The organism is Variovorax sp. P4_B10 (assembly GCF_056402375.1).
Genome location: NZ_JBFUHN010000016.1, coordinates 73,894 through 93,671, shown reverse-complemented (window position 1 = coordinate 93,671; position 19,778 = coordinate 73,894). Strand labels below are relative to the sequence as shown.

Below are 19,778 nucleotides of genomic sequence, written 5' to 3'. Positions count from 1 at the left end.
CAAGTGCTCTGAGCGATCACGCCGATGGTGTGCTCTGCGCAGCGAAATAAAGGAGGAGGCATGCGGCCCTAGGCCGCGCCGGGGGACATTCGCGGAGCAGAGCACACCGTCGGCGGGATCGCGCCACAGCTCACGCACTCCATGCAAAACAGCAACGCGACGAATCGACAAGCAAGGTTTCATGTCAGCTGCCCACGGTGAGACGCCAGTTGCCGATCAAATTGAACGGCGCCCAGAAGAAGGGATGGGACATCTTGGGATCCTTCAGCACGGCCAGTTGTCCGGCCTGCATGGCCTTCTGGATGTCGCGGCCCTTCGAGAGCTCGCCGTAGAGCGTGCTCATGAGCACCGCGGTTGCGTCGTCCGACACCGGCCACAGCGAAGCGATCAGGCTGGAACTGCCGGCGGACAGGAAGGAGCGCGTGAAACCCAGCACCTCGTCGCCCTGCGCGATGCGGCCGAGCCCCGACTCGCAGGCCGAGAGCGTGACCAGCGCGGTGCCGTCCATCGGCAGCCCGAGGATCTCGTGCGCCTCCAGGAAATTCTGCTTGCCGCCTTCGTTGGCCAGCAGGATGCGCGAATACAGCGGATCGACCGCATCGGCCTCCGCATGCGCCGCCACGTGCATCAGCGGCGAGCGCGCGGCCACGTCGCGGAACTGCGTCTTGGTGGCGGCCGCGCCCATGTACACCGTGTTGCGCGGGAACAGCTGGGCGAGCTGCTTCACCTCGGTCTCGGCGCCCGGCAGGTCGTACTTGTCCTCGATGCGCGGATTGCCGAAGGCCACCAGCGCTGCGCTCACGCGCGGCGTGCGCTGCGCGAGCTGCACGGCGATGCTGATGGACGGCGCCACCGACACCGGGTGCGTCTCGATCACGTAGCGGCCGTCGAGGCGCAGTGCCTGGAACGGCAGGTAGTGCAGCGGGCCGTGGGGCACGATGATGAGGCGCTGGCCCGGCGCGAGGCCGAGCGGGCCGAGCAGCGCGGCGCCGAGCTTGTCGGCGTTGGTGATGGCGGTGCGGCGTCCGCGCACGATGGAGTTGCGGAAGGTCTCGACCAGCTCGTTGAGCTCGTCGCGCTTGACCGCCACCGTCTTTTCCTGGATCGCACTCGGGCTCACGACCCACACCACCAGCCGGTCGGGCAGCGAATGGAACTGCACCACGCGCTCGTCGGCCGCCAGCGTGCGCTGCAGCGTGGCAAGGTCGACGGTGTTGGCGGCCTGGTCGCCGATCTTGGCGCGTCCACGCACCGCATCGAGCAGCGCACGCGAGCGGCTGTGCTCGCTGACCTCGAAGGCCTGCCGCGCATCGCCCGCATCGCTGTAGATCGACACGCCGCGCTCGAACACCGACTGCAGGTCCGAGAACAGGCCCATCTTGAATTCTTCGCTGCGGAACTTGGCACGCACCTTGTCCACGCCGCCGAGCGCCTGGCCCACGGCCTCGGCCGCGGCCTGCTTCTGGCCCAGCGCCATTTCGCTGCGCGCCACGCCGTCCCAGGCCCAGAGGCGGTAGTACTCGGTGTCGACGCCCACCTGGCGCGCGGTCAGCGCGCGGTACAGGTCGCGCGCCTCGGCCGGCTTCTTCTCGGCCAGCAGCAGGCGTGCGCGGGTGCGGTCGAGCTGCGCGGTGAGCGGTGCGTCCTTGGGCGGCGCCATGGTGCCGAGCACTTCGCGCGCCCGCACGGCATCGCCCGATTCGATCAGCGCATTGACGAGCGAGGCCTGTACCAGCGGCGCATAGCGCGGCGAGCTGTTGGCGAGCGCCTCGTCATAGCTGAGCACGGCGCCGGAGAAGTCGCCGCGGCGCGTGCGCACATCGCCGATCACCTTCTGCACCGGGCCGACCACCAGCTTGGGATCGCGCGCCGGGTGCTTGAGTGCTTCGCGTGCGAATTCCTCGGCCTTCTCGAGCTGGCCCGAATAGCTGTAGACGATGGCCAGGTCGCGATTGGCCATCGCCATCAGGTTCGGATCGCGCGTGGCGTTGGCGAGGTGCAGCGCCTTGCTGGCGGCGCGCACGCTCTGGCGAAACTCGCCGGCCTCCGCCAGCGCGACGGCCTGGCTGCAGTACTGGTAGCCCGAGAGCTTGACCGCGTCCTGCCCGTAGAGAACAGCACCTTCGCTGGTCAGTGCCAGCAAGGTGTCGGTGTCGGCCAGCCGGGCCTGCTCCATCTTGCTGGCCGCGGCTTCGGCGCTCGTCGCCTGCTGCGCCGATGCCGAAGGACCGTAGCCCAGAAGAAGAATGCCAGCCAGACCGAGAGCTCCTGCGATCCCCGCACGATGACGTGCAGGGCGCTCCCATCCCCATCTCGAAAACCACGCCATTGGACCCCCGCGCGCGGCCCATGCGTCTGCTGGTGCAGACGATCGACGCCGCGGAAGTGCGCGCCGTTCAGGCCTCGTGGGGAAAGTCTAGGAGGGGGCTCCCGCTGCGGCTACTCGCAATACGGTCTAGCGCAAAAGGACTATCGGATCCCGTCAAGCCGGCACGGCGTCGATGTTGGCACGGTCCCAGTGGCGATGCTTCGCGATGGCGGCGATGAAGTCCTGCGCGATCTGCGTGGCGGCGGTGGCATCGCCCAGGTTGGTGACCGGCGTGACGGCCACGACGACACCCGCGGGGGCGTCGGTGTCCGCACCGATGCCCAGCGTCGAAAGCAGCTTCACGCCGTCGCCCACCGTGCAGATTGCCTTGCAATGCTTGTAGGCCTCGAGCACGAAGTGCACCGCATCGCCCAGCCCTGCAAGCGTAGCGGCGCTTTCGGTGCCGGCCGGCACGAGCACCGCATCGAACATCACCGATGGCGTGTTGGCAAAGGTCATGTCGACGTCGATCTGCCGCTTCGATGCGCTGGCCACGGTGCCCAGGCGCGGCCCCACCACCTTGCATTGCGCACCGGCATGTTCGAGTGCATCGCGGATCGGCTTCAGCGACGCCGAGTCGACACCATCGGCCACGAGGATCGCGATCTTGCGCGTGCGGATCGAACCGTCGCCGGTGCCGGCCATGCTGAGCGCCGGCGATTCGTCGATGGGCAGCTGGATGCGGTGTTCGCGAAAGCCCGCGCGGCCTGCCGCGGCCTTGGCGTCGGGCTCGCCGATGCCCAGCGGCTCCGCCACGCGGCGCGCGAGCTTCTCGTCCACGTGTGCCAGGTTGTCGACCACGCGCTGGCGGATCGCCGGCACCTCGAGCTTCGACAGCTCGAAGCGGAAGGCCGCGACGATGTGTTCCTTCTCGGCCGCACTCTGGCTGTTGAAGAACAGGCGCGCCTGCGTGAAGTGGTCGTCGAACGACGGGCTGCGGCGGCGCACCTTGGGCGACTCGACCTCGTCGGGGAACGACTGGAAGCCGTTGCTGCCGCCATCGACGCGGAACTCCGTGTCGCCGCCCAGCGTGTTGGGCTCGTAGGCCACCTGGCCGCGCGAGATGGTCTGGCGATGCATGCCGTCGCGCTGGAAGTTGTGGAACGGGCACACGCCCTTGTTGATCGGCAGCTCGTGGAAGTTGGCGCCGCCCAGGCGCGAGATCTGCGTGTCGGTGTACGAGAAGAGCCGGCCCTGCAGCAGCGGGTCGTTGCTGAAGTCGATGCCCGGCACCACGTGGCCGGGGTGGAAGGCCACCTGCTCGGTCTCTGCGAAGAAGTTGTCGGGGTTGCGGTTGAGCACCAGCCGGCCGATGCGCTGCACGGGCACCATTTCCTCGGGGATCAGCTTGGTGGGGTCGAGCAGGTCGAAGCCGAGCGAGTGCTCCTTGTCCTGCGGAACGATCTGCACGCCAAGCTCCCACTCGGGGAAGTCGCCGTTCTCGATGGCCTCCCACAGGTCGCGGCGGTGAAAGTCGGCGTCCTTGCCCGCGATCTTCTGTGCCTCGTCCCACACCAGGCCATGGATGCCGAGCTTGGGTTTCCAGTGGAACTTCACGAAGTGGCTCTCGCCGCGGCTGTTGACGAAGCGGAAGGTGTGGACGCCGAAGCCTTCCATCATGCGCAGGCTGCGCGGAATGGCGCGGTCGCTCATCGCCCACATCAGCATGTGGGTGGTCTCGGGCATGAGCGAGGCGAAGTCCCAGAAGGTGTCGTGCGCGCTCGCGGCCTGCGGCATCTCGTGGTGCGGCTCGGGCTTCACGGCGTGGATCAGGTCGGGGAACTTCATCGCGTCCTGGATGAAGAACACCGGAATGTTGTTGCCCACCAGGTCGTAATTGCCTTCGCGGGTGTAGAACTTGACGGCGAAGCCGCGCACGTCGCGCACCGTATCGGCGGATCCGCGCGAGCCGGCCACGGTCGAGAAGCGCACGAAAACGGGCGTCTTCGCGTCCGGGTCCTGCAGAAAGTCGGCGCAGGTGAACTGCGACATCGACTTGTAGACCTGGAAATGGCCGTGCGCCGCCGAACCGCGCGCATGCACCGCGCGCTCGGGAATGCGCTCGTGGTCGAAGTGCGTGATCTTCTCGCGCAGGATGAAGTCTTCGAGCAGCGTGGGTCCGCGCACGCCCGCCTTGAGCGAGTTGTGGTTGTCCGGTATCTGCAGCCCCTGGTTGGTCGTCAGGTGCGTCGGATGCTCGGTGGTGAAGCCGTCGAGCTGCAGCTGCTTGGCGTTGCTGCCGTCACCCGTCTTGGCGGTGCTGGCGCGGCGGCCTGCGGCTGCCTTGTTCTGTGGCGTCATCGAAGACCTGGAATCTTTCATGGATGGGCGCTCAGCCCGCTTCGTTGTTGTCGATGAACATGTCGAGCACATTCACCAGTGCGATCAGGCCGATGCAGCCTGCGACGGCGGCGACCGCCCAGATCAGGATTTCGTCTCCCAACCCACCTGCGAACACGTCGAACAGCGATGAAAACTCCATGATTTCCCTCCAAGGAGACCGAGATCGAACGGGATTGAGAAACAGCACCCAAGGTTACGTTTTGCGCCGGCTGCCACCCGTAGTGGCGGCCCTCCCTCGCATGTGGGAGAGCAGGCGTCCCCGCAGTAGGAGCGCACCGACAGCGCCTCGCGGCGGCCTACGCCGTTTCGCGTCTTGTCGCAGCGCGGCTTTTCGGGCGCATCGCATAGCATGGGGCAACGACGGCATCAAACGTGCTTGTCGTCTTCTGTCTCGCGCACCGGCGCACCCCGGCTCACCAGGGAAGAACTTCAATGCAGATCAGGATCGGTTTCGACATCGAGCTCGGCGTCACCGCCCCCACGGCATTGATCTACATGCTGCAGGTGCATCCGTCGCGGGCCATCGACATCCAGGGCAGCGAGCACATCACGATCAGCCCGCCGCTGGTCACCGACCACTACCGGGACGGCTTCGGCAACCAGTGCGCACGCGTGCATGTGCCCCTTGGCGTGAGCAGCGTGCGGCTGCGCAACGAAGCCACCGTGTACGACACCGGCGCGCCCGACCCGGTCGACCTCGGCGCCACCGAGCACGCGGCGGCCGACCTGCCGGTGTCCACGCTGCCTTTCGTGCTGCCGAGCCGCTACTGCGAGGTCGACAGCGAGCTGCTGCAGTTCGCCTGGGCCAACTTCGCGAACGTGGCGCCGGGATGGGGCCGCGTGCAGGCCATCTGCAACTACGTGCACCGGCATCTGCGCTTCGACTACCAGAGCGCACGCGCCACCCGCACAGCGCTGGAAGGCTTCCGCGAAGGCACCGGCGTGTGCCGCGACTTCGCGCACCTGGCGATCACGCTGTGCCGCTGCATGAACATTCCCGCGCGCTACGTGACCGGCTACCTGGGCGACATCGGCATTGCGCCGGTGCCTTCCCCGATGGACTTCAGCGCCTGGTTCGAGGTGTACCTGGGCGACCGCTGGCACACCTTCGATGCGCGCCACAACAAGCCGCGCATCGGCCGCGTGGTGATGGCGCGCGGGCGCGACGCGGCGGACGTGCCGATCACCATGGTGTTCGGCGCGAACACGCTGCAGCGCTTCGAGGTGACGACCAGGGAAGTGCTGCCGTAGCGGGCGACCGGGGTCACTCCGGCTCGTAGCCCAGTGTCTTCATCGCCGCGGCGAGCCCCTTGCGGCTGCGCTCCATCGCGGCCCATGGCTTGTTGCCGGTCGAGAAGCGCTCGCCGGCATTGGCAACGGTCCACTGCGCGGCGCCCGTCAACGCGGGCAGTTCGTCCCACGCCAGCGGCACCGACACGCCCAGCCCCGGGCGCGAACGCGCCGACCAGGCGCTGACGGTGGTCGCGCCGAAGCCGTTGCGCAGGTAATCGACGAACACCTTCCCCACGCGGTTGCGCGGACCGCTCTTGGCGACGAAGCGCTCCGGAATGGTCTGCGCCAGGTGCGCCACCACGGCCTGCGAGAAGCCCTTGACGGCCTCCCAGCCGTACTGGCGGCGGATCGGCACCACCACATGCAGGCCCTTGCCGCCGCTGGTCTTCAGGAAGGCGGGCAGGCCCAGTTCGTCGAGCAGGGTGCGCACCAGCAACGTGGCTTCCTGGATCTGCGGCCACGCGACGCCTTCGCCGGGGTCGAGGTCGAAGGTCATGCGGTCGGGCCGGTCGATCGCGCGCGAGGTGGCGTTCCAGGTGTGCAGCTCGATGACGTTCATCTGCGCGGCGCCGAGCAGGCCGGTTCGGGTGTCGATCTGCAGCAGCGGCTCGTGGCCCAGATCGAGCGCGGGGTCGAGCAGGCGCACGCCGGGTATTTCGCGGTTCTGCAGGTGCTTCTGGAAGAACAGCTCGCCGCCCACGCCATCGGGCGCACGCACCAGTGCGACGGGCCGGCCGCGCAGGTGCGGCAGCATGAGCGTGGCCACGCTGCCGTAGTAGGCGGCCAGCGCGCCCTTGGTGGTGCCGCTTTGCGCGTCGATCACGCGGTCGGCGTGGGTGATCTTCTGGGCCATGGCTGGGGTCGCTCCCTTCTTCGTTGCCGATGCCGTGGGCTGCTTCGCCCGCTCGCGCTGGATGTCGCCCGCGGGCTTGTCGGTGCGCAGCCCCTGGAACACGGCCTGGCGCACGCGGTCTTCGCGGGTCCATTCGCCGAACGAGACTTCCGCCACGAGCGTGGGCCTGACCCACTGCGCCTTCGCGCCGCGCGGTGCCGGATCGAAGGGGCAATCGCCGGTGGCCAGCTTGTCGAGCCGCGCCTTGATGTCGGCAAGACGCCCCGCATCGAAGCCGGTGCCGACGTTGCCGCAGTAGCGCAAGCGCCCGGAGGCCTCGTCGTGCACGCCCAGYAGCAATGCACCGAAGCCCGCGCGTGCACCCTTGGGCGCGGTGTAGCCGCCGATCACGAACTCCTGGCGCAGCTGGTTCTTGAGCTTGATCCAGTCGGGCGAGCGGCGCGACACATAGGGCGAGCCCTTGCGCTTGCCGACAATGCCCTCGAAGCCGATGCGCGCCGACGAGGCAAGCAGGTCGCGCGGCGGGGCATCGAAGGCCTCGCTCAGCCGCAGCGGCGCCGGGGGCTTCTTGCCGAGCAGGCGGGCGAGCAGCGCGCGCCGCTCTTCGACCGGCGTGTCGCGCAGGTCATGACCGTCGAGAAAAGGCGCGTCGAACAGCCAGTAGACGATGGCTGCGGTGGCGCCGCGGTCGAAGGCGTTCTGCAGTGCCTGGAAGTCGGGCGCGCCGTTGTCGCCCTCGACGGTGATCTCGCCGTCGAGCCAGGCCGAACCGGTGGAAAGCTTCGCGAGCGCCTCGGCGAGCGCGGGCAGCCTGGCAGTCCAGTCGAGGCCGTTGCGGGTGAAGCAGCGCACCTTGCCCTTCTCGATGCGGGTGAGCAGGCGGTAGCCGTCGAACTTGAGTTCGTAGAGCCAGTCGTCGGGCGAAGGCGGCGGCGAGGCCGCGAGGGTGGCCAGTTGGGGCTGGAAGGCGGCGGGCAGCGCGACCTTTGCCGCGGCCTTCCTTGCCGCCGTCTTTTTGGCAGGCACCTTGACCCCCGCCTTCTTCTTCGGCGGGCTGTCCACCTCGTCCACGCCGCGGCCGGTCAGCACGCTCGCCGGCTGCTCTTCGAGCACGTCGTAGTCGGAGAGATCGCGCGCCTCGCCGTCGCGCTCCTTGATGAGCAGCCAGGGCTCGTGCTTCTCATCGCCCTTTCCGTGCATGCGCACCAGTGTCCAGTGGCCATGGAGCTTCTCGCCGCGCAGCTCGAACTTGAGCTTGCCGGCCGCGAGCGACTTGCGCGCATCGCCGTCGGGCAACCAGTCGCCGCGGTCCCAGACGATCACCGTGCCCGCGCCGTACTGCCTGGGCGGGATGGTGCCTTCGAAATCCGCGTACGACATCGGGTGGTCCTCGACATGCACCGCCATGCGCTTGACCGTCGGGTCGAGGCAAGGCCCCTTGGGCACGGCCCAGCTCTTGAGCGTGCCGTCGAGTTCGAGCCGGAAGTCGTAGTGCAGATGGCTCGCGTGGTGCTTCTGGATGACGAAGGACAGCACCCGCTTGCCGCTGCGGCCGCCGGTCCTGGGCTCCGGCGTGCGCGAGAAATCGCGCTTGCCATGGTAGCGGGCGAGCGCCTTGCGCGCGGTCGATGCGGTGGTCCCCATGGCGAAGGCGCCTCAAGCCGCGCGGCGATGGCGGGCGGCGGTCTTGGAAGCGGCCCTTGCGGCGGTCTTCGCGGCAGGCTTGCGCCTCTTGGCCGCGAGCTTGGCCGGTGGCGCTTCTTCTTCCTCGTCTTCTTCGGCTGCTTTCGCCTTCCCACCGCCCTTGCGCAGGCTGCGTTGCAGCAGCTCGGTCAGGTCGATGATCTCGGCACCGCGGCGCTCGCTGGATTGGTCTTCTTCAGGCTCGGGCTGCGTCACGGTCTCGGTCTGGCCCGCTTTCACCTTGCGGTCGATCAGGCGCAGGATCTCGTCCTTGAACTCGTCCTTGAATTCGGTGGGGTCCCATTCGGCGCTCATGTCGTCGACCAACTGCCTGGCCATCTTGAGCTCGCGTTCGCTCAGGCCTGCCTTCTTCGCGTCTTCGGAGGGCAGCGGCAGATCGGTCCAGGGCCGGATGTCGGCGCCCCAGCGCAGCAGGTTCAGCACCAGGCCGGGCCCGACGGGCACCAGCACCGCGAGGTGCTGCTTGGTCTGGATCACGACGCGGGCCACGCCCACGCGGCCGCTGCGTTGCAGCGTTTCGCGCAGCAGCGCATAGACCTTGGCACCGCGGTTGATGGGCGCGACGTAGTACGGCCGTTCGAGGAACACGAAGGGAATGCCGTTCGCCGGAACGAAGGTCTCGATCTCGATGGTCTGCGTGGTCCTGGGATAGGCGGCCGCGATCTCCTTGTCGCTGAGCACCACGTACTCGCCGTCCTCGTATTCCACGCCCTTGACGATCTGCTCGCGCGGGATTTCCTTGCCGGTCTTCTTGTTGATGCGCTTGTAGCCGACCGGGTCCATGGTCCGCTTGTCGAGCCAGTCGAAGTCGATGCCGTGGTCGGTGGTGGCCGTGTAGAGCGCCACCGGGATGTGGACGAGGCCGAAGCTGATCGCGCCCTTCCACAGGACGCGTGGCGCGGAGGCTTTTTTCGAGGGGGGCATGGGCACACTCCTTCAGTATCGGAATGTGCGTCGCCCGCAGCCGGGCGATGTAGGAATGCGGCGTCAGGCGCTGCCGGTCACCGGCCCGAGCACGCGTTCGCTCGGATGCGCGAAGTAGAACCACTCGGCGCCCGGCAGCGCGAGCGCGTTGGGAAACACGATGAAACCGTCATCCGGCGCACTCACCAGCGTGCCGTCGTGGCGCATGCCGATGGGCTCGCCGCGCTGCACCTCGTCGAAGGTGGCCCAGTCGCGCACGAAGTTGTCTTCCTCGTGCAGGCGGTCGGTGACGCTCGAAAGGCGCAGCAGCTTCGGCGGCTGCACCGGGGCGCCCGACAGGCCCGGCGGCAGGGGCGCCATGTCCAGCAGCGCGAGCGTGCGGCGGATGGCGCGCCACGCCACCTCGGGCGCCTGCGGGTCCTGGTGCTGGCCGCACTCGAGCGTGACGCCGTAGCCGCCGCAGCTGCGGATGTATTCGTTGGTGCCGCGGCCGAAGTCGAGCGCGGCCTCGTCGGCCGGCGTGCCGCCCGCACGCTGCGCCAGCCCGGCGGCGTAGATGTCGAGCCAGCCCTCCACCACGATGGGCGTGCCGATATGCAGCGCGAGCTGGCCTTCTTCGTAGGCGCGCGCGAAGGGTTCGAGCCGGCCGCTGTTGTCGCGCGGGCCGATCATCGCGAAGGCCTCGCCCTCGCTCTGGAAGGAATGCAGGTCGAGCAGCACCTCGTGGCGGGCGATCACGGGGGCCAGCCGGTTGGTGATGCGGGCTTCGTAGTCCGCGGGTTCCTCGGTCGGGCGGAACAGGCGGTTGAGGTTGCGCTCGCCTTCCCGCTGCAGGCGCCGGCGGGCCAACGGGTTGGCGACGGGCACCATCGTCAGCTCGCCGCGTCGCAGCTGCAGCGCACCGTCGTCGAACTCGGCCAGGATGCGCTCGATGCCCGCGGTGCCACAGGTCTCGTCGCCATGCACGCCGCCGATCACGAGCAGGCGCGGACCGGGTTTCAGCGAGGCGAAGGTGTGGATGCGCAGGCTGTCGGTCGCCACGCCGGCAAAAGGATCGGAAGACATGCGGGGATTATTGCGGAGGGCTTGCCCTGTGCGCAAAGACGCTATTTGTTTCGTAGCGCCGAAGCAGCCACCTACAGGGCCTGCCTCGCATGTCCTACCGCTTCGGCGCCCGCCGCCGAGCACGCTCCTGCGCAGGAATGCCACGAAGGAGTCCCCGCATGAGCAAGCCCAAGCCAAAAAGCAAGACCCCGGCCAGCGATCCGAACGATCCCGTGAAGGACGCGGGCGGCGGCAAGACCAAGGTCGAACAGGGCGGCGACTCGGCGCCGCGCCTGCCGCACGAGCACGACCAGTCGTCGGACAGCCAGGAAGCCCAGGACGGCCAGGCGCCCGAGGTGGGCCGGCAGGCCCTTGAAGACGTGGAGCGCGGCGTGGTCGACACCGACCGAGGGCTGGAGGCCGACCGCGTCTACAACGGGAAGGTCAGGCGCTGACGCCGGCGAGCTGCTTGCGCATGTCGGCGATCACCACGCCGTAGTCCTTGGCATTGAAGATCGCGCTGCCGGCCACGAAGGTGTCGGCGCCGGCCGAGGCCACGCGCGCGATGTTGTCGGCCTTGATGCCGCCGTCGACTTCGAGGCGGATGTCCCGCCCGCTCTGCTCGATGCGCTTGCGCGCCAGTTCGATCTTGCGCAGGGCCGAGTCGATGAAGCTCTGGCCGCCGAAACCGGGGTTCACGCTCATGATGAGGATCAGGTCGATGTCGTCGATGGCCCAGTCGAGCGCCTCGAGCCCGAGCCCCGGATTGAACACCAGCCCCGCCTTGCAGCCGGCGGCCTTGATGGCCTGGATGCTGCGGTGCACATGGGGCGAAGCGTCGGGGTGGAAGCTGATGTAGTCGGCGCCCGCTTGCGCGAAAGAGGCCGCCAATGCGTCGACCGGCTGGATCATGAGGTGCACATCGACCGGCACCGGCGTGCCATCGGCGGTCTTGGCGTAGGGCTTGAGCGCCTGGCAGATCATGGGGCCGAAGGTCAGGTTCGGCACGTAATGGTTGTCCATCACGTCGAAATGGATCCAGTCGGCGCCGGCCGCTATGACGTCGGTCAGTTCTTGGCCGAGGTGCGCGAAGTCGGCGGACAAAATCGAGGGCGCAATGCGGAACGGGGTGCTCATAACCCAGGATTCTCGCAGCCGGCGGATGTCCGAGGAAAGGCCTCCGTTACCATCCGCGCATGTCACACAGCCCCTTCAGCGTACAGGTCGAACCGCGCTACCTGGCCGACCAGTCCTCCCCGAAGGACAACATCTACACCTTTTCCTACACGGTGACCGTCACCAACGTGGGTGCGGTGGCGGCGCAACTGATCGCCCGCCACTGGCTCATCAACGACGCTTCCGGCCATGCGCAGGAAGTGAAAGGCCTGGGCGTGATCGGCCAGCAGCCGCTGCTGGCGCCCGGCGAATCGTTCCGCTACACCAGCGGCTGCCGGCTGCAGGCGCCCAGCGGCACCATGCACGGCAGCTATTTCGTGGTGACCGAGGAAGGCGAGCGCTTCGACGTGCCGATTCCGATGTTCGTGCTGGAGGCCGATATCGGCGGCGCACCCGTTTCGCGGGTGCTGCATTAGGCACTCCCCCAGGCTTCGCGCACTTCGTGTCGCTACGCCTTCCCCCTCGCCGGGGGCAACACCGGCGGCCCGGCAAAGCCGGTTCCGCGGTGTTTCACGCATTGCATTGGATACCTCACCCTCATGGCTGCTGCATCGCGCGACTTGCAGGGGCTGCTTGCCGGCCTCGACCCTACGGCCGATGTGGCGCAGCGCCACATCTGGCTCATCGATCTCTTCGACTGGCTGCGCGGCGACCGCGCGTCGCCCCAGGCGGCCATGGGCCGTGTGTCGCTGCTGCTCGACGCCATCGAGGCGCGGCCGGAGCTGCGCGAGCGGCTGCGCGCCTGGTGGCGCGTTTTCACGCAGACGGTCGACCTGACCACGCTGCTGGCCGACTACGGCTTCGCGCCGCGCACCGCCTTCGTGAGCGAGCTCAGCGAACGGCTGCGCCGCAAGATCCTGCCCGGCACGCCCGAGACCACCGATGCGTCGGACCTGTTCCGCATGGTGCTGCCCGGCGTGTTCGATGCGGGCTGGATCGCGCTGCTCGACGAGACCCAGCTCGCGCGCATCGGGGCGCTGCTGGGTGATCCGGACCACGCCACGGTGGCCACCGACGGCGCGCCGCGCTGGCGCCATACCGTGATGGACGCGGTCACCTACTGCGGCAGCCAGGTGGTGGCGGCCGGCTTTTCGCCGGAGCTGCGCCTGCGCATCAGCGCGGAGCACCACGAGACGCGCCCCTTCCACGCGCTGATGGCCGACCTCGACGCGCTGCGCGAGCAGATGTTCGAACAGTCGCCCGGCCAGGAAAGCGAAGAAGCCCTGCAGGCCGCCTTCGTGGCCTTCCGCGACCGGCTCGACGCCTGCCGCGCCAGTGCCTCGTCGGTCTACGCGCACCTCGAAGACAACGGCATCTCGGTCGGCCTCGTGTTCCGGCTGCGCCAGCTGCGCGAGCGCGTGCTGCGCATCCGCGAGCTGCTCGACTGCCTCATGTCGCCCTCGCCCGCCCCCAGCGTGGCGCGCCTGGTCGGCAAGCTGGTGCTGGCGGGCGGCGAGCGCAACAGCATCCGCGCGCTGATCGCGTCGAACTCGTCGATGCTCGCGGCCAAGGTGACGGAACGCAGCGCCGAGACCGGCGAGCACTACATCACCCGCGACCGTGCCAGCTACCTGCAGATGGTGAAGAAGGCCGCGGGCGGCGGCGCGCTCACCGCCGTGACGGTGCTGCTCAAGTTCTGCATCTACGCGCTGGCCCTGTCGGCCTTCTGGAGCGGCCTGGCCTCGGGCCTGATGTATGCCGCGAGCTTCGTCGCGATCCAGCTGCTGCACCTGACGCTCGCCACCAAGCAGCCCGCAATGACGGCACCGGCGCTGGCGGCGCGGCTGCGCGACATCAAGTCCGACGCGGCGGTGGACGATTTCGTCGACGAAGTGGCCAACCTCGTGCGCTCGCAGGTGGCTGCCGTACTGGGCAACGTGGGGGTCGTGGTGCCCGCGATGATCGGCCTCGCGCTCCTGGTGCAGTACGCGCTCGGCCGGCCGCTGCTCGACGCGGCGCATGCCGCGGCCACGCTGAATTCGCTCTCGCTGCTCGGGCCGACCGCGCTTTTTGCCGCAATCACCGGCATCCTGCTGTTTTCGGCCAGCATCGTCGCCGGATGGACAGAAAACGCCTTTGTCCTGCATCGCCTGGACTCCGCCATGCGTTACAACCCACGCATCGGCGCCTTTCTGGGCGCCGCCCGGGCTCGCCGCTGGGCCACCTTCATGCGCACACACATCTCAGGCTTCGCCTCCAACATCTCGCTGGGACTCATGCTCGGACTGCTGCCTGCGTTCGCGGGTTTCTTCGGGCTCGGGCTGGACGTGCGCCACGTGACACTCTCGGCCGGGCAGATCGCCGCCGCAGCAGCGTCCACGGGCGTGGCGGTGCTGCAGCAGCCCGCACTCTGGTGGGCGGTGGCGGCGATCCCGGTGATCGGCGCGCTCAATGTGAGCGTGAGTTTCTATTTTGCTTTTCGCCTTGCGCTGCGCGCGCACAGCGTGAGCCTCGATGACCGCGCGCGCATCCGCAGCGCCATCTGGGCGCGCTGGCGCAGCCGGCCTGTGAGCTTTTTCCTACCCGCATGAACCTGACGAGCTTCATCAACGATCTGCTGGGCTTCTGGTCCGAATGGGTTCGCCCTTCGGCCGGCCTGCCCACCGTGCTGTGGTCGCTGCTGCTGGCGGCGGCGGCCGCCTCCGGCCACCTGGTGCGCCGTTACCTGGGACTTCCCAAGGTGGTCGGTTACTCGCTGGTGGGAACGGTCGTGGGTTTCGCCGGCTTCGAGGGCGCGATCTGGCCGCTGCGCGGCATCAGCCTGTTCCTGCTCGAACTGGGCGTGGCCGTGGTGCTGTTCGAGGCCGGCGGCCGGCTGCCGCTGCGCTGGTTCCGCCACAACCCGATGGTGCTGGTGCAGAGCCTGCTCGAAGCCACGCTGACCTACTTCGGCGTGTTCTGGGTCCTGCACCTGCTGGGCATGCCCGATCCGGTGGCCAACCCCATCGCGCTGATGGCCATCGTCGCCTCGCCGGCCGTGCTGAGCCGCGTGATCATCGACACCCGCGCCGCGGGCCCCGTCACCGAGCGCGCGATGACGCTGTCCACGCTCAACACCTTCTATGCGCTGGCGCTCGGCTATGCCCAGGCCGGGCTGATCGAGCGCGCGCCGCAGACGCTGCTGCAGAAGCTCTACCCCGTGGCGGTGGTGCTGGGGCTGTCGTTCGTGGTCGGCGCGGTCATGGCGCTGGCCCTTCGCTCGGCGCTGCGCGTGATGAGCCCGACCAGCGAAAACACCTCGATCCTGCTGCTCGCGATCATCGCGGCGGGCGCAGCGCTCACCGCGCACATCGGCGGCTCCGCACCGCTGGCGGCGCTGATCGGCGGTGTGCTGCTCAAGACGCTCAATCCCAAGCCCTGGGCCTGGCAGCGGCAATTGGGCACCGCGGCCTCGCTGCTCACCATGCTGATGTTCGTGCTGGTGTCGATCGTGGCGGCGCAGGCCGACTGGACGCTGCCGGTGGCCAGCGTGGTGCTGGCGGTGATCGGCGTGCGCATGGTCGCCAAGATTTCCGGCGTGGCCATCGCCAACCCGGGCAGCGGCGCAAGCTGGAAGCAGGCCTTCTGGGTCGGCTGCGCCATGTCGCCGCTGTCGTCGATCGCACTCCTGATCGCATCGAACTTCGCCACCGCCTCGCCGCTGCTCGGCACCATGATCACGCAGGTGGCCCTGCCCTCGATCCTCCTGATGGAGCTGGTGGGCGCCGTGCTCGCCACGGTGGCCATTCACGCGGTGGGCGAGAGTTCGGTACCGTGGGCACCCCAGGCCTTCAGCACCACCGAGGACACGCAGCGATGAGCACCGCCCTCCCGACCATAGACCCCCATCCCGACAAGGACAGCGACGACGTCCGCTCGGCGCCATTGCCGGCGGACCCCGAGAGCCGCGCGGTCAAGCTCGAGCCCTTCAACAAGTCCGAAGCGCTGTCGCTCGGCGTGGAGCTCGAGCTGCAGCTCGTCAACACGCACGACTACGACCTCGCGCCGTATGCCGAAGACATGCTGCGGCTGATGGCGCAGACGCCGCTGCCCGGCAGCGTGGTGCCCGAGATGACCTCGAGCATGATCGAGATCTCGACCGACATCTGCCATTCGGCCGAAGACGTGATCAAGCAACTCTCGCCGATCCGCGAGGCGCTGATCCGCAATGCCGACAAGCTCAACATCGCGGTGGTCGGCGGCGGCACGCATGCCTTTCAGCAATGGCACGAGCGGCGCATCTACGACAAGCCGCGCTTTCGCGAACTGTCGGAACTCTACGGCTACCTGTCGAAGCAGTTCACCATCTTCGGCCAGCATGTGCACATCGGCTGCCCCGATGCCGATGCGGCGTTGCTGATGCTGCACCGCATGTCGCGCTACATCCCGCACTTCATCGCGCTCTCGGCCTCTTCGCCGTTCGTGCAGGGGCAGGACACGCAGTTCGACTCGGCCCGGCTCAACTCGGTGTTCGCATTCCCGCTCTCGGGCCGCGCGCCGTTCACGCTGAGCTGGAAGGAATTCGAGGCGTATTTCGAGCGCATGACCCGCACCGGCGTCGTGCGCAGCATGAAGGACTTTTATTGGGACATCCGCCCCAAGCCCGAGTTCGGCACCATCGAGATCCGCGTGTTCGACACGCCGCTGACCGTCGAGCGCGCCGCCGCGCTCGCAGGCTATGTGCAGTCGCTCGCCGCCTGGTTCCTGCAGGAGCAGCCCTTCGAGCCGACGGAAGACGACTACCTCGTCTACACCTACAACCGCTTCCAGGCCTGCCGCTTCGGGCTCGACGCGGTGTACGTGGACCCGGCCACCGGCCAGCACATGCCGCTGCGCGACCACATCCTCATGACGATGACGCAGCTCGAATGGCACAGCGAGGCGCTCAATGCCACGCAGGCGCTGGGCGAACTGCGCACCAGCGTGGAGGCCAACCGCAACGACGCGCGCTGGCTGCGCGAGAAACAGGGCAAGGAACGGCTGCTGGCGGAGGTGGTGCGGCAGGCGGCGCTGCGGTTCAGGGGCGCGGCGGCCTGAACGGCCGCTACCTGCTGGCTGCCGCCACCCACTTCACGAAGCGAGCGTGGCGCCGACAATGAACATTGCAATGCCCAAATACCAGCCGCGCATCAGCCAGACCCCGACCTTGTGCCGTCTCGCATAGACATACACGTAGAGAGGCACGAAAAGGCAAAGAAGACCTTTGCCCGGGTTCCCCGCGAAAGCATGCAGAGCGATGCCGACTTGCGCTGCAAACGCGACGGCAAGACCCGAAAGCAGCAAGACTGAACCAAGCGTTAGAGACACTGAATTTCTCCCTCTTTTCACTCGACTCTAGCCGGAGCGCGCGAGGTCCGGCAATCTCCGAGGCAACTCCCGACGAGATCGATCCAGCCGTCGCTTGCCCCCTCAGCCCTTATGCTCCACCCCATGGGTGAATTCGACCTGATCACACGCTATTTCAAGCGCCCCGCCAAGCGCTCGCCGCTGGGCGTGGGCGACGACTGCGCCTTGCTCGCGCCCGCGCCGGGCATGCAGCTCGCGGTGTCCTCCGACATGCTGGTCGAGGGGCGGCACTTTCTCTCGACGGTCGATCCGGCGCGGCTCGGCCACAAGGCGCTGGCGGTGAACCTCAGCGACCTCGCGGCCTGCGGTGCGAAGCCACTGGCCTTCACGCTCGCGCTGGCATTGCCGGGCGTGGACGAGCACTGGCTCGAAGGCTTCTCGCGCGGCCTCTTCGCGCTGGCCGACGCGCACGGCTGCGAGCTGGTGGGCGGTGACACCACGCGCGGCCCGCTCAACATCTGCATCACGGTGTTCGGCGAAGTCCCCGCCGGCGCGGCGCTGCTGCGCTCGGGTGCGCGCGCCGGCGACGACATCTGGGTCAGCGGCACGCTGGGCGATGCGCGGCTGGCGCTCGAGGTGTTTCGCGGCACGGTCGCGTTGTCGGCCGATGCGTTCGAGTCGGCGCGCATGCGCATGGAGCAACCGACGCCGCGCGTTGCACTGGGACAGGCGCTGCGCGGCACGGCCACGTCGGCAGTGGATGTGAGCGATGGGCTGATCGGCGATCTGGGTCACATCCTCGGATCGAGCAGCGTGGGAGCGACGCTCGATGCCGACGCGGCGACCGCCCTGATTTCAGTCGAGGCACCCGGCCTGAGCCAGGAGATTCTGCGAACCTGCGCGCTGTCGGGCGGCGACGATTACGAACTGGTCTTCACCGCGCCAGCATCGGCGCGCGCTGCGGTCGAACAGGCCGGCAAGGACAGTGCGACGCGCGTGACGCGCATCGGCCGCATCGATGCCGAAGCCGGACTGCGCATCGTGGACGCGAGCGGGGCGCCGGTTGCCCAGCGCTTCGGCTCGTTCGACCACTTCGTCTGATCAGCCTCCGCGCACCATCGCCTGCATCTTGCGCTGAGCGGCGTTGATGGCCGCGGACTGGCCATTGAGGTTCTGCAGCATCTTGTTGAGCTCAGCCTGCACGGCAGGATCGGTCACGGTGACCGAAGACCCCGAGATCTGGATCTTCGACTTGTTCTGCTGCAGGTAGTCGCCCACGGTCAATGCGCCGTCGAACACGGTGTCGAGCGCGGGGAACACTTCCTTGAAGGTGGCCGCCGGCGCCGCCACGGTTTTCTCGTAGGCCTTGTCGTAGACCTGCTTCAGGTCGTCGGGCTGCTTGAGCTGGGCACGGGCCGCATCGGCCTTGGCGAGCTGCTGGTCGAGGGCGCTGCGCAAGCCGGCGAGGCCATCCTTCGCGGCCTTGAGGTCGTCGCGCCGCGAGGACAGGTCGGCGATGGAGCGCAGCGCGCCCTTGGCCATGACCTCGCCCATCGGCTGGCTCACCGACTTGTTCATGCCTTCATTGAAATCGGTGATCACCGCGTAGTGCTTCGCATAGTCGCCGAACGACGCCTTCTGCTCCTCGCTCGGCGCCGGCACGCGCAGGCCGGGCTTGTCGAGCACACGGGTCTGGAGGAACTCGATGAAGGCCGCGCGCTGCTCGGCCTCCTTGTTGCCGCAGGCCGCTAGCATGAAGCTGAAGGCCAGGAGGAGCGACAGGGCGCCCATGCGTTGAATGAAAGTTCTCATGGGGCGGGCCCTCCCGGTTGTTGTGGATCAAAAAATTATAGGGACCGCTTCAACGCGTCGATGAAGGCGCGGGCGGCAACCGACAGCGAGTGCCCGCGCTTGGTAACCACCGAGATGTCGCGCGAGACGCGCGGTGCGCTGAGAACCTTGATCACCAGCGACGGATCGCCCGCGGCCCGCGCGAAGGCCCCGGGCATGATCGACGCGCCCATGCCGCTGGCCGTCATCCAGATCGCCGTGGAGAGGAAGGACACCTCGTTCACCACGTCGAGCGCCACGCCGGCATCGGCCGCGGTGCCGTCGATCAGCGGCCGCACGCCGTAGCCGGGCCGCACGGTGATGATGGGGTGGCCGCCCAGGTCGGTCCAGCGCACCACGCGCGCCTTGGCGAGCGGATGGTCGTCGCGGCACACCAGCGCGAGGTGGTCGCGCATCAGCCGCTGTACCTCGACCTCGGCGCCGGGCCGCTCGGGCGTGCCGATGCCGAAGTCCACATGCTCGCCGAGGATGCGCGAGATGAACTGGTCGGGCGCGCAGTCGTTGACCATCACGCGAACTTTCGGATGCTGTTCGTGGAAGCTGCGGATCGCATCGGGCAGCAGAAAGGTTGCGAGCGTGGGCGTGATGGCCACCGACACGCGGCCGCGTTCGAGCGTGGCCAGTTCGCGAAAGCCGGTCGACAGCGAGTCGACGTCGCGCAGGATGCGTTCGGCAGTGGCCAGCATCTCGTTCGCTGCCGCGGTCGGCTTGAGCGAGCGCGTGGTGCGGTCGAACAGGCGCGTGCCCAAACCTTCCTCGAGCTGGCGGATCAGCATGCTCACCGCCGACTGGGTGACGAACAGCCTTTGCGCCGCCGCGCTGAGCTTGCGCAGCTGGTGCACAGCCAGGAACGCGCGCAGCTGGCGGATCGTGGGACTGAAGGTAGGACCGAAGTTTTCATTCATAAGGAGAACTGATATTTGATACGAAATTTCTCGATTTACGAATGAATTTCCT

Annotated in this window: 17 protein-coding genes; 7 read left to right on the top strand and 10 right to left on the bottom strand. The window is 68.0% G+C overall.

Annotation, left to right across the window (positions count from 1 at the left end):
• Window positions 1-184 precede the first annotated feature (184 nt).
• From AC1DXX_RS10605 to AC1DXX_RS10595, 3 genes are all read right to left on the bottom strand, one after another.
• Window positions 185-2,329 carry a CHAT domain-containing protein gene (locus AC1DXX_RS10605; protein ID WP_478134139.1) on the bottom strand — a complete coding sequence of 715 codons (2,145 nt, stop codon included), beginning with the start codon at window positions 2,327-2,329 and terminating at the stop codon, window positions 185-187.
• 153 nt (window positions 2,330-2,482) lie between these two features.
• Window positions 2,483-4,669 (bottom strand): catalase HPII, encoded by a 2,187-nt coding sequence (katE, locus tag AC1DXX_RS10600; protein ID WP_478134138.1) that lies wholly within the window; start codon window positions 4,667-4,669, stop codon window positions 2,483-2,485.
• A gap of 31 nt (window positions 4,670-4,700) precedes the next feature.
• Window positions 4,701-4,850, bottom strand: coding sequence for a hypothetical protein (locus AC1DXX_RS10595; protein ID WP_478134137.1), 150 nt, complete (start codon window positions 4,848-4,850; stop codon window positions 4,701-4,703).
• 293 nt (window positions 4,851-5,143) lie between these two features.
• Here AC1DXX_RS10595 and AC1DXX_RS10590 point away from each other — a divergent pair, with 293 nt between their 5' ends.
• The gene (locus tag AC1DXX_RS10590) at window positions 5,144-5,962 is read left to right on the top strand and encodes a transglutaminase-like domain-containing protein (RefSeq protein ID WP_478134136.1); all 819 of its coding nucleotides are present in this window, start codon (window positions 5,144-5,146) and stop codon (window positions 5,960-5,962) included.
• Window positions 5,963-5,975: 13 nt separating this feature from the next.
• Here the strand turns inward: AC1DXX_RS10590 and ligD are convergent, their stop codons facing one another.
• The 3 genes from ligD to AC1DXX_RS10575 all read right to left on the bottom strand — a co-directional run bounded on the left by ligD (window position 5,976) and on the right by AC1DXX_RS10575 (window position 10,550).
• Window positions 5,976-8,501 carry a DNA ligase D gene (gene ligD / locus AC1DXX_RS10585; RefSeq protein ID WP_478134135.1) on the bottom strand — a complete coding sequence of 842 codons (2,526 nt, stop codon included), beginning with the start codon at window positions 8,499-8,501 and terminating at the stop codon, window positions 5,976-5,978.
• Window positions 8,502-8,513: 12 nt separating this feature from the next.
• On the bottom strand, window positions 8,514-9,485 hold the full coding sequence (ku, locus tag AC1DXX_RS10580; protein WP_478134134.1) for a non-homologous end joining protein Ku: 972 nt from the start codon (window positions 9,483-9,485) through the stop codon (window positions 8,514-8,516).
• Window positions 9,486-9,548: 63 nt separating this feature from the next.
• Window positions 9,549-10,550 (bottom strand): M14 family metallopeptidase, encoded by a 1,002-nt coding sequence (locus tag AC1DXX_RS10575; protein WP_478134133.1) that lies wholly within the window; start codon window positions 10,548-10,550, stop codon window positions 9,549-9,551.
• Window positions 10,551-10,708: 158 nt separating this feature from the next.
• On the opposite strand from AC1DXX_RS10575, the gene AC1DXX_RS10570 reads away from it, so the two are divergent.
• Window positions 10,709-10,984, top strand: coding sequence for a hypothetical protein (locus tag AC1DXX_RS10570; RefSeq protein ID WP_478134132.1), 276 nt, complete (start codon window positions 10,709-10,711; stop codon window positions 10,982-10,984).
• On the opposite strand, the gene rpe is transcribed toward AC1DXX_RS10570, so the two are convergent.
• Complete coding sequence (gene rpe, locus AC1DXX_RS10565) at window positions 10,974-11,666, bottom strand: ribulose-phosphate 3-epimerase (protein ID WP_478134131.1); 693 nt, start codon at window positions 11,664-11,666, stop codon at window positions 10,974-10,976. The genes AC1DXX_RS10570 and rpe overlap by 11 nt on opposite strands.
• A gap of 59 nt (window positions 11,667-11,725) precedes the next feature.
• Between rpe and apaG the strand changes: the two genes are divergently transcribed.
• The 4 genes from apaG (at window position 11,726) to AC1DXX_RS10545 (ending at window position 16,721) form a co-directional block, all read left to right on the top strand.
• Entirely contained in the window at window positions 11,726-12,121 is a 396-nt protein-coding gene (apaG, locus tag AC1DXX_RS10560) for a Co2+/Mg2+ efflux protein ApaG (protein ID WP_478134130.1), read from the top strand.
• Window positions 12,122-12,244: 123 nt separating this feature from the next.
• Window positions 12,245-14,236: a site-specific recombinase gene (locus AC1DXX_RS10555; RefSeq protein ID WP_478134129.1), complete on the top strand. Its 1,992-nt coding sequence runs from the start codon at window positions 12,245-12,247 to the stop codon at window positions 14,234-14,236.
• Window positions 14,233-15,504 (top strand): cation:proton antiporter, encoded by a 1,272-nt coding sequence (locus AC1DXX_RS10550; protein WP_478134128.1) that lies wholly within the window; start codon window positions 14,233-14,235, stop codon window positions 15,502-15,504. Before AC1DXX_RS10555 ends, AC1DXX_RS10550 begins: the two co-directional genes overlap by 4 nt.
• Window positions 15,501-16,721 (top strand): YbdK family carboxylate-amine ligase, encoded by a 1,221-nt coding sequence (locus tag AC1DXX_RS10545; RefSeq protein WP_478134127.1) that lies wholly within the window; start codon window positions 15,501-15,503, stop codon window positions 16,719-16,721. Before AC1DXX_RS10550 ends, AC1DXX_RS10545 begins: the two co-directional genes overlap by 4 nt.
• A gap of 33 nt (window positions 16,722-16,754) precedes the next feature.
• On the opposite strand, the gene AC1DXX_RS10540 is transcribed toward AC1DXX_RS10545, so the two are convergent.
• Window positions 16,755-16,991 (bottom strand): hypothetical protein, encoded by a 237-nt coding sequence (locus AC1DXX_RS10540; protein ID WP_478134126.1) that lies wholly within the window; start codon window positions 16,989-16,991, stop codon window positions 16,755-16,757.
• 123 nt (window positions 16,992-17,114) lie between these two features.
• Between AC1DXX_RS10540 and thiL the strand changes: the two genes are divergently transcribed.
• Window positions 17,115-18,071, top strand: a complete 957-nt coding sequence (gene thiL, locus AC1DXX_RS10535) for a thiamine-phosphate kinase (RefSeq protein WP_478134125.1) — start codon at window positions 17,115-17,117, stop codon at window positions 18,069-18,071.
• On the opposite strand, the gene AC1DXX_RS10530 is transcribed toward thiL, so the two are convergent.
• Window positions 18,072-18,782 carry a DUF3053 domain-containing protein gene (locus AC1DXX_RS10530; protein WP_478134124.1) on the bottom strand — a complete coding sequence of 237 codons (711 nt, stop codon included), beginning with the start codon at window positions 18,780-18,782 and terminating at the stop codon, window positions 18,072-18,074.
• Between the two features lie 35 nt (window positions 18,783-18,817).
• Window positions 18,818-19,726: a LysR family transcriptional regulator gene (locus AC1DXX_RS10525; RefSeq protein WP_478134123.1), complete on the bottom strand. Its 909-nt coding sequence runs from the start codon at window positions 19,724-19,726 to the stop codon at window positions 18,818-18,820.
• Window positions 19,727-19,778 lie beyond the last annotated feature (52 nt).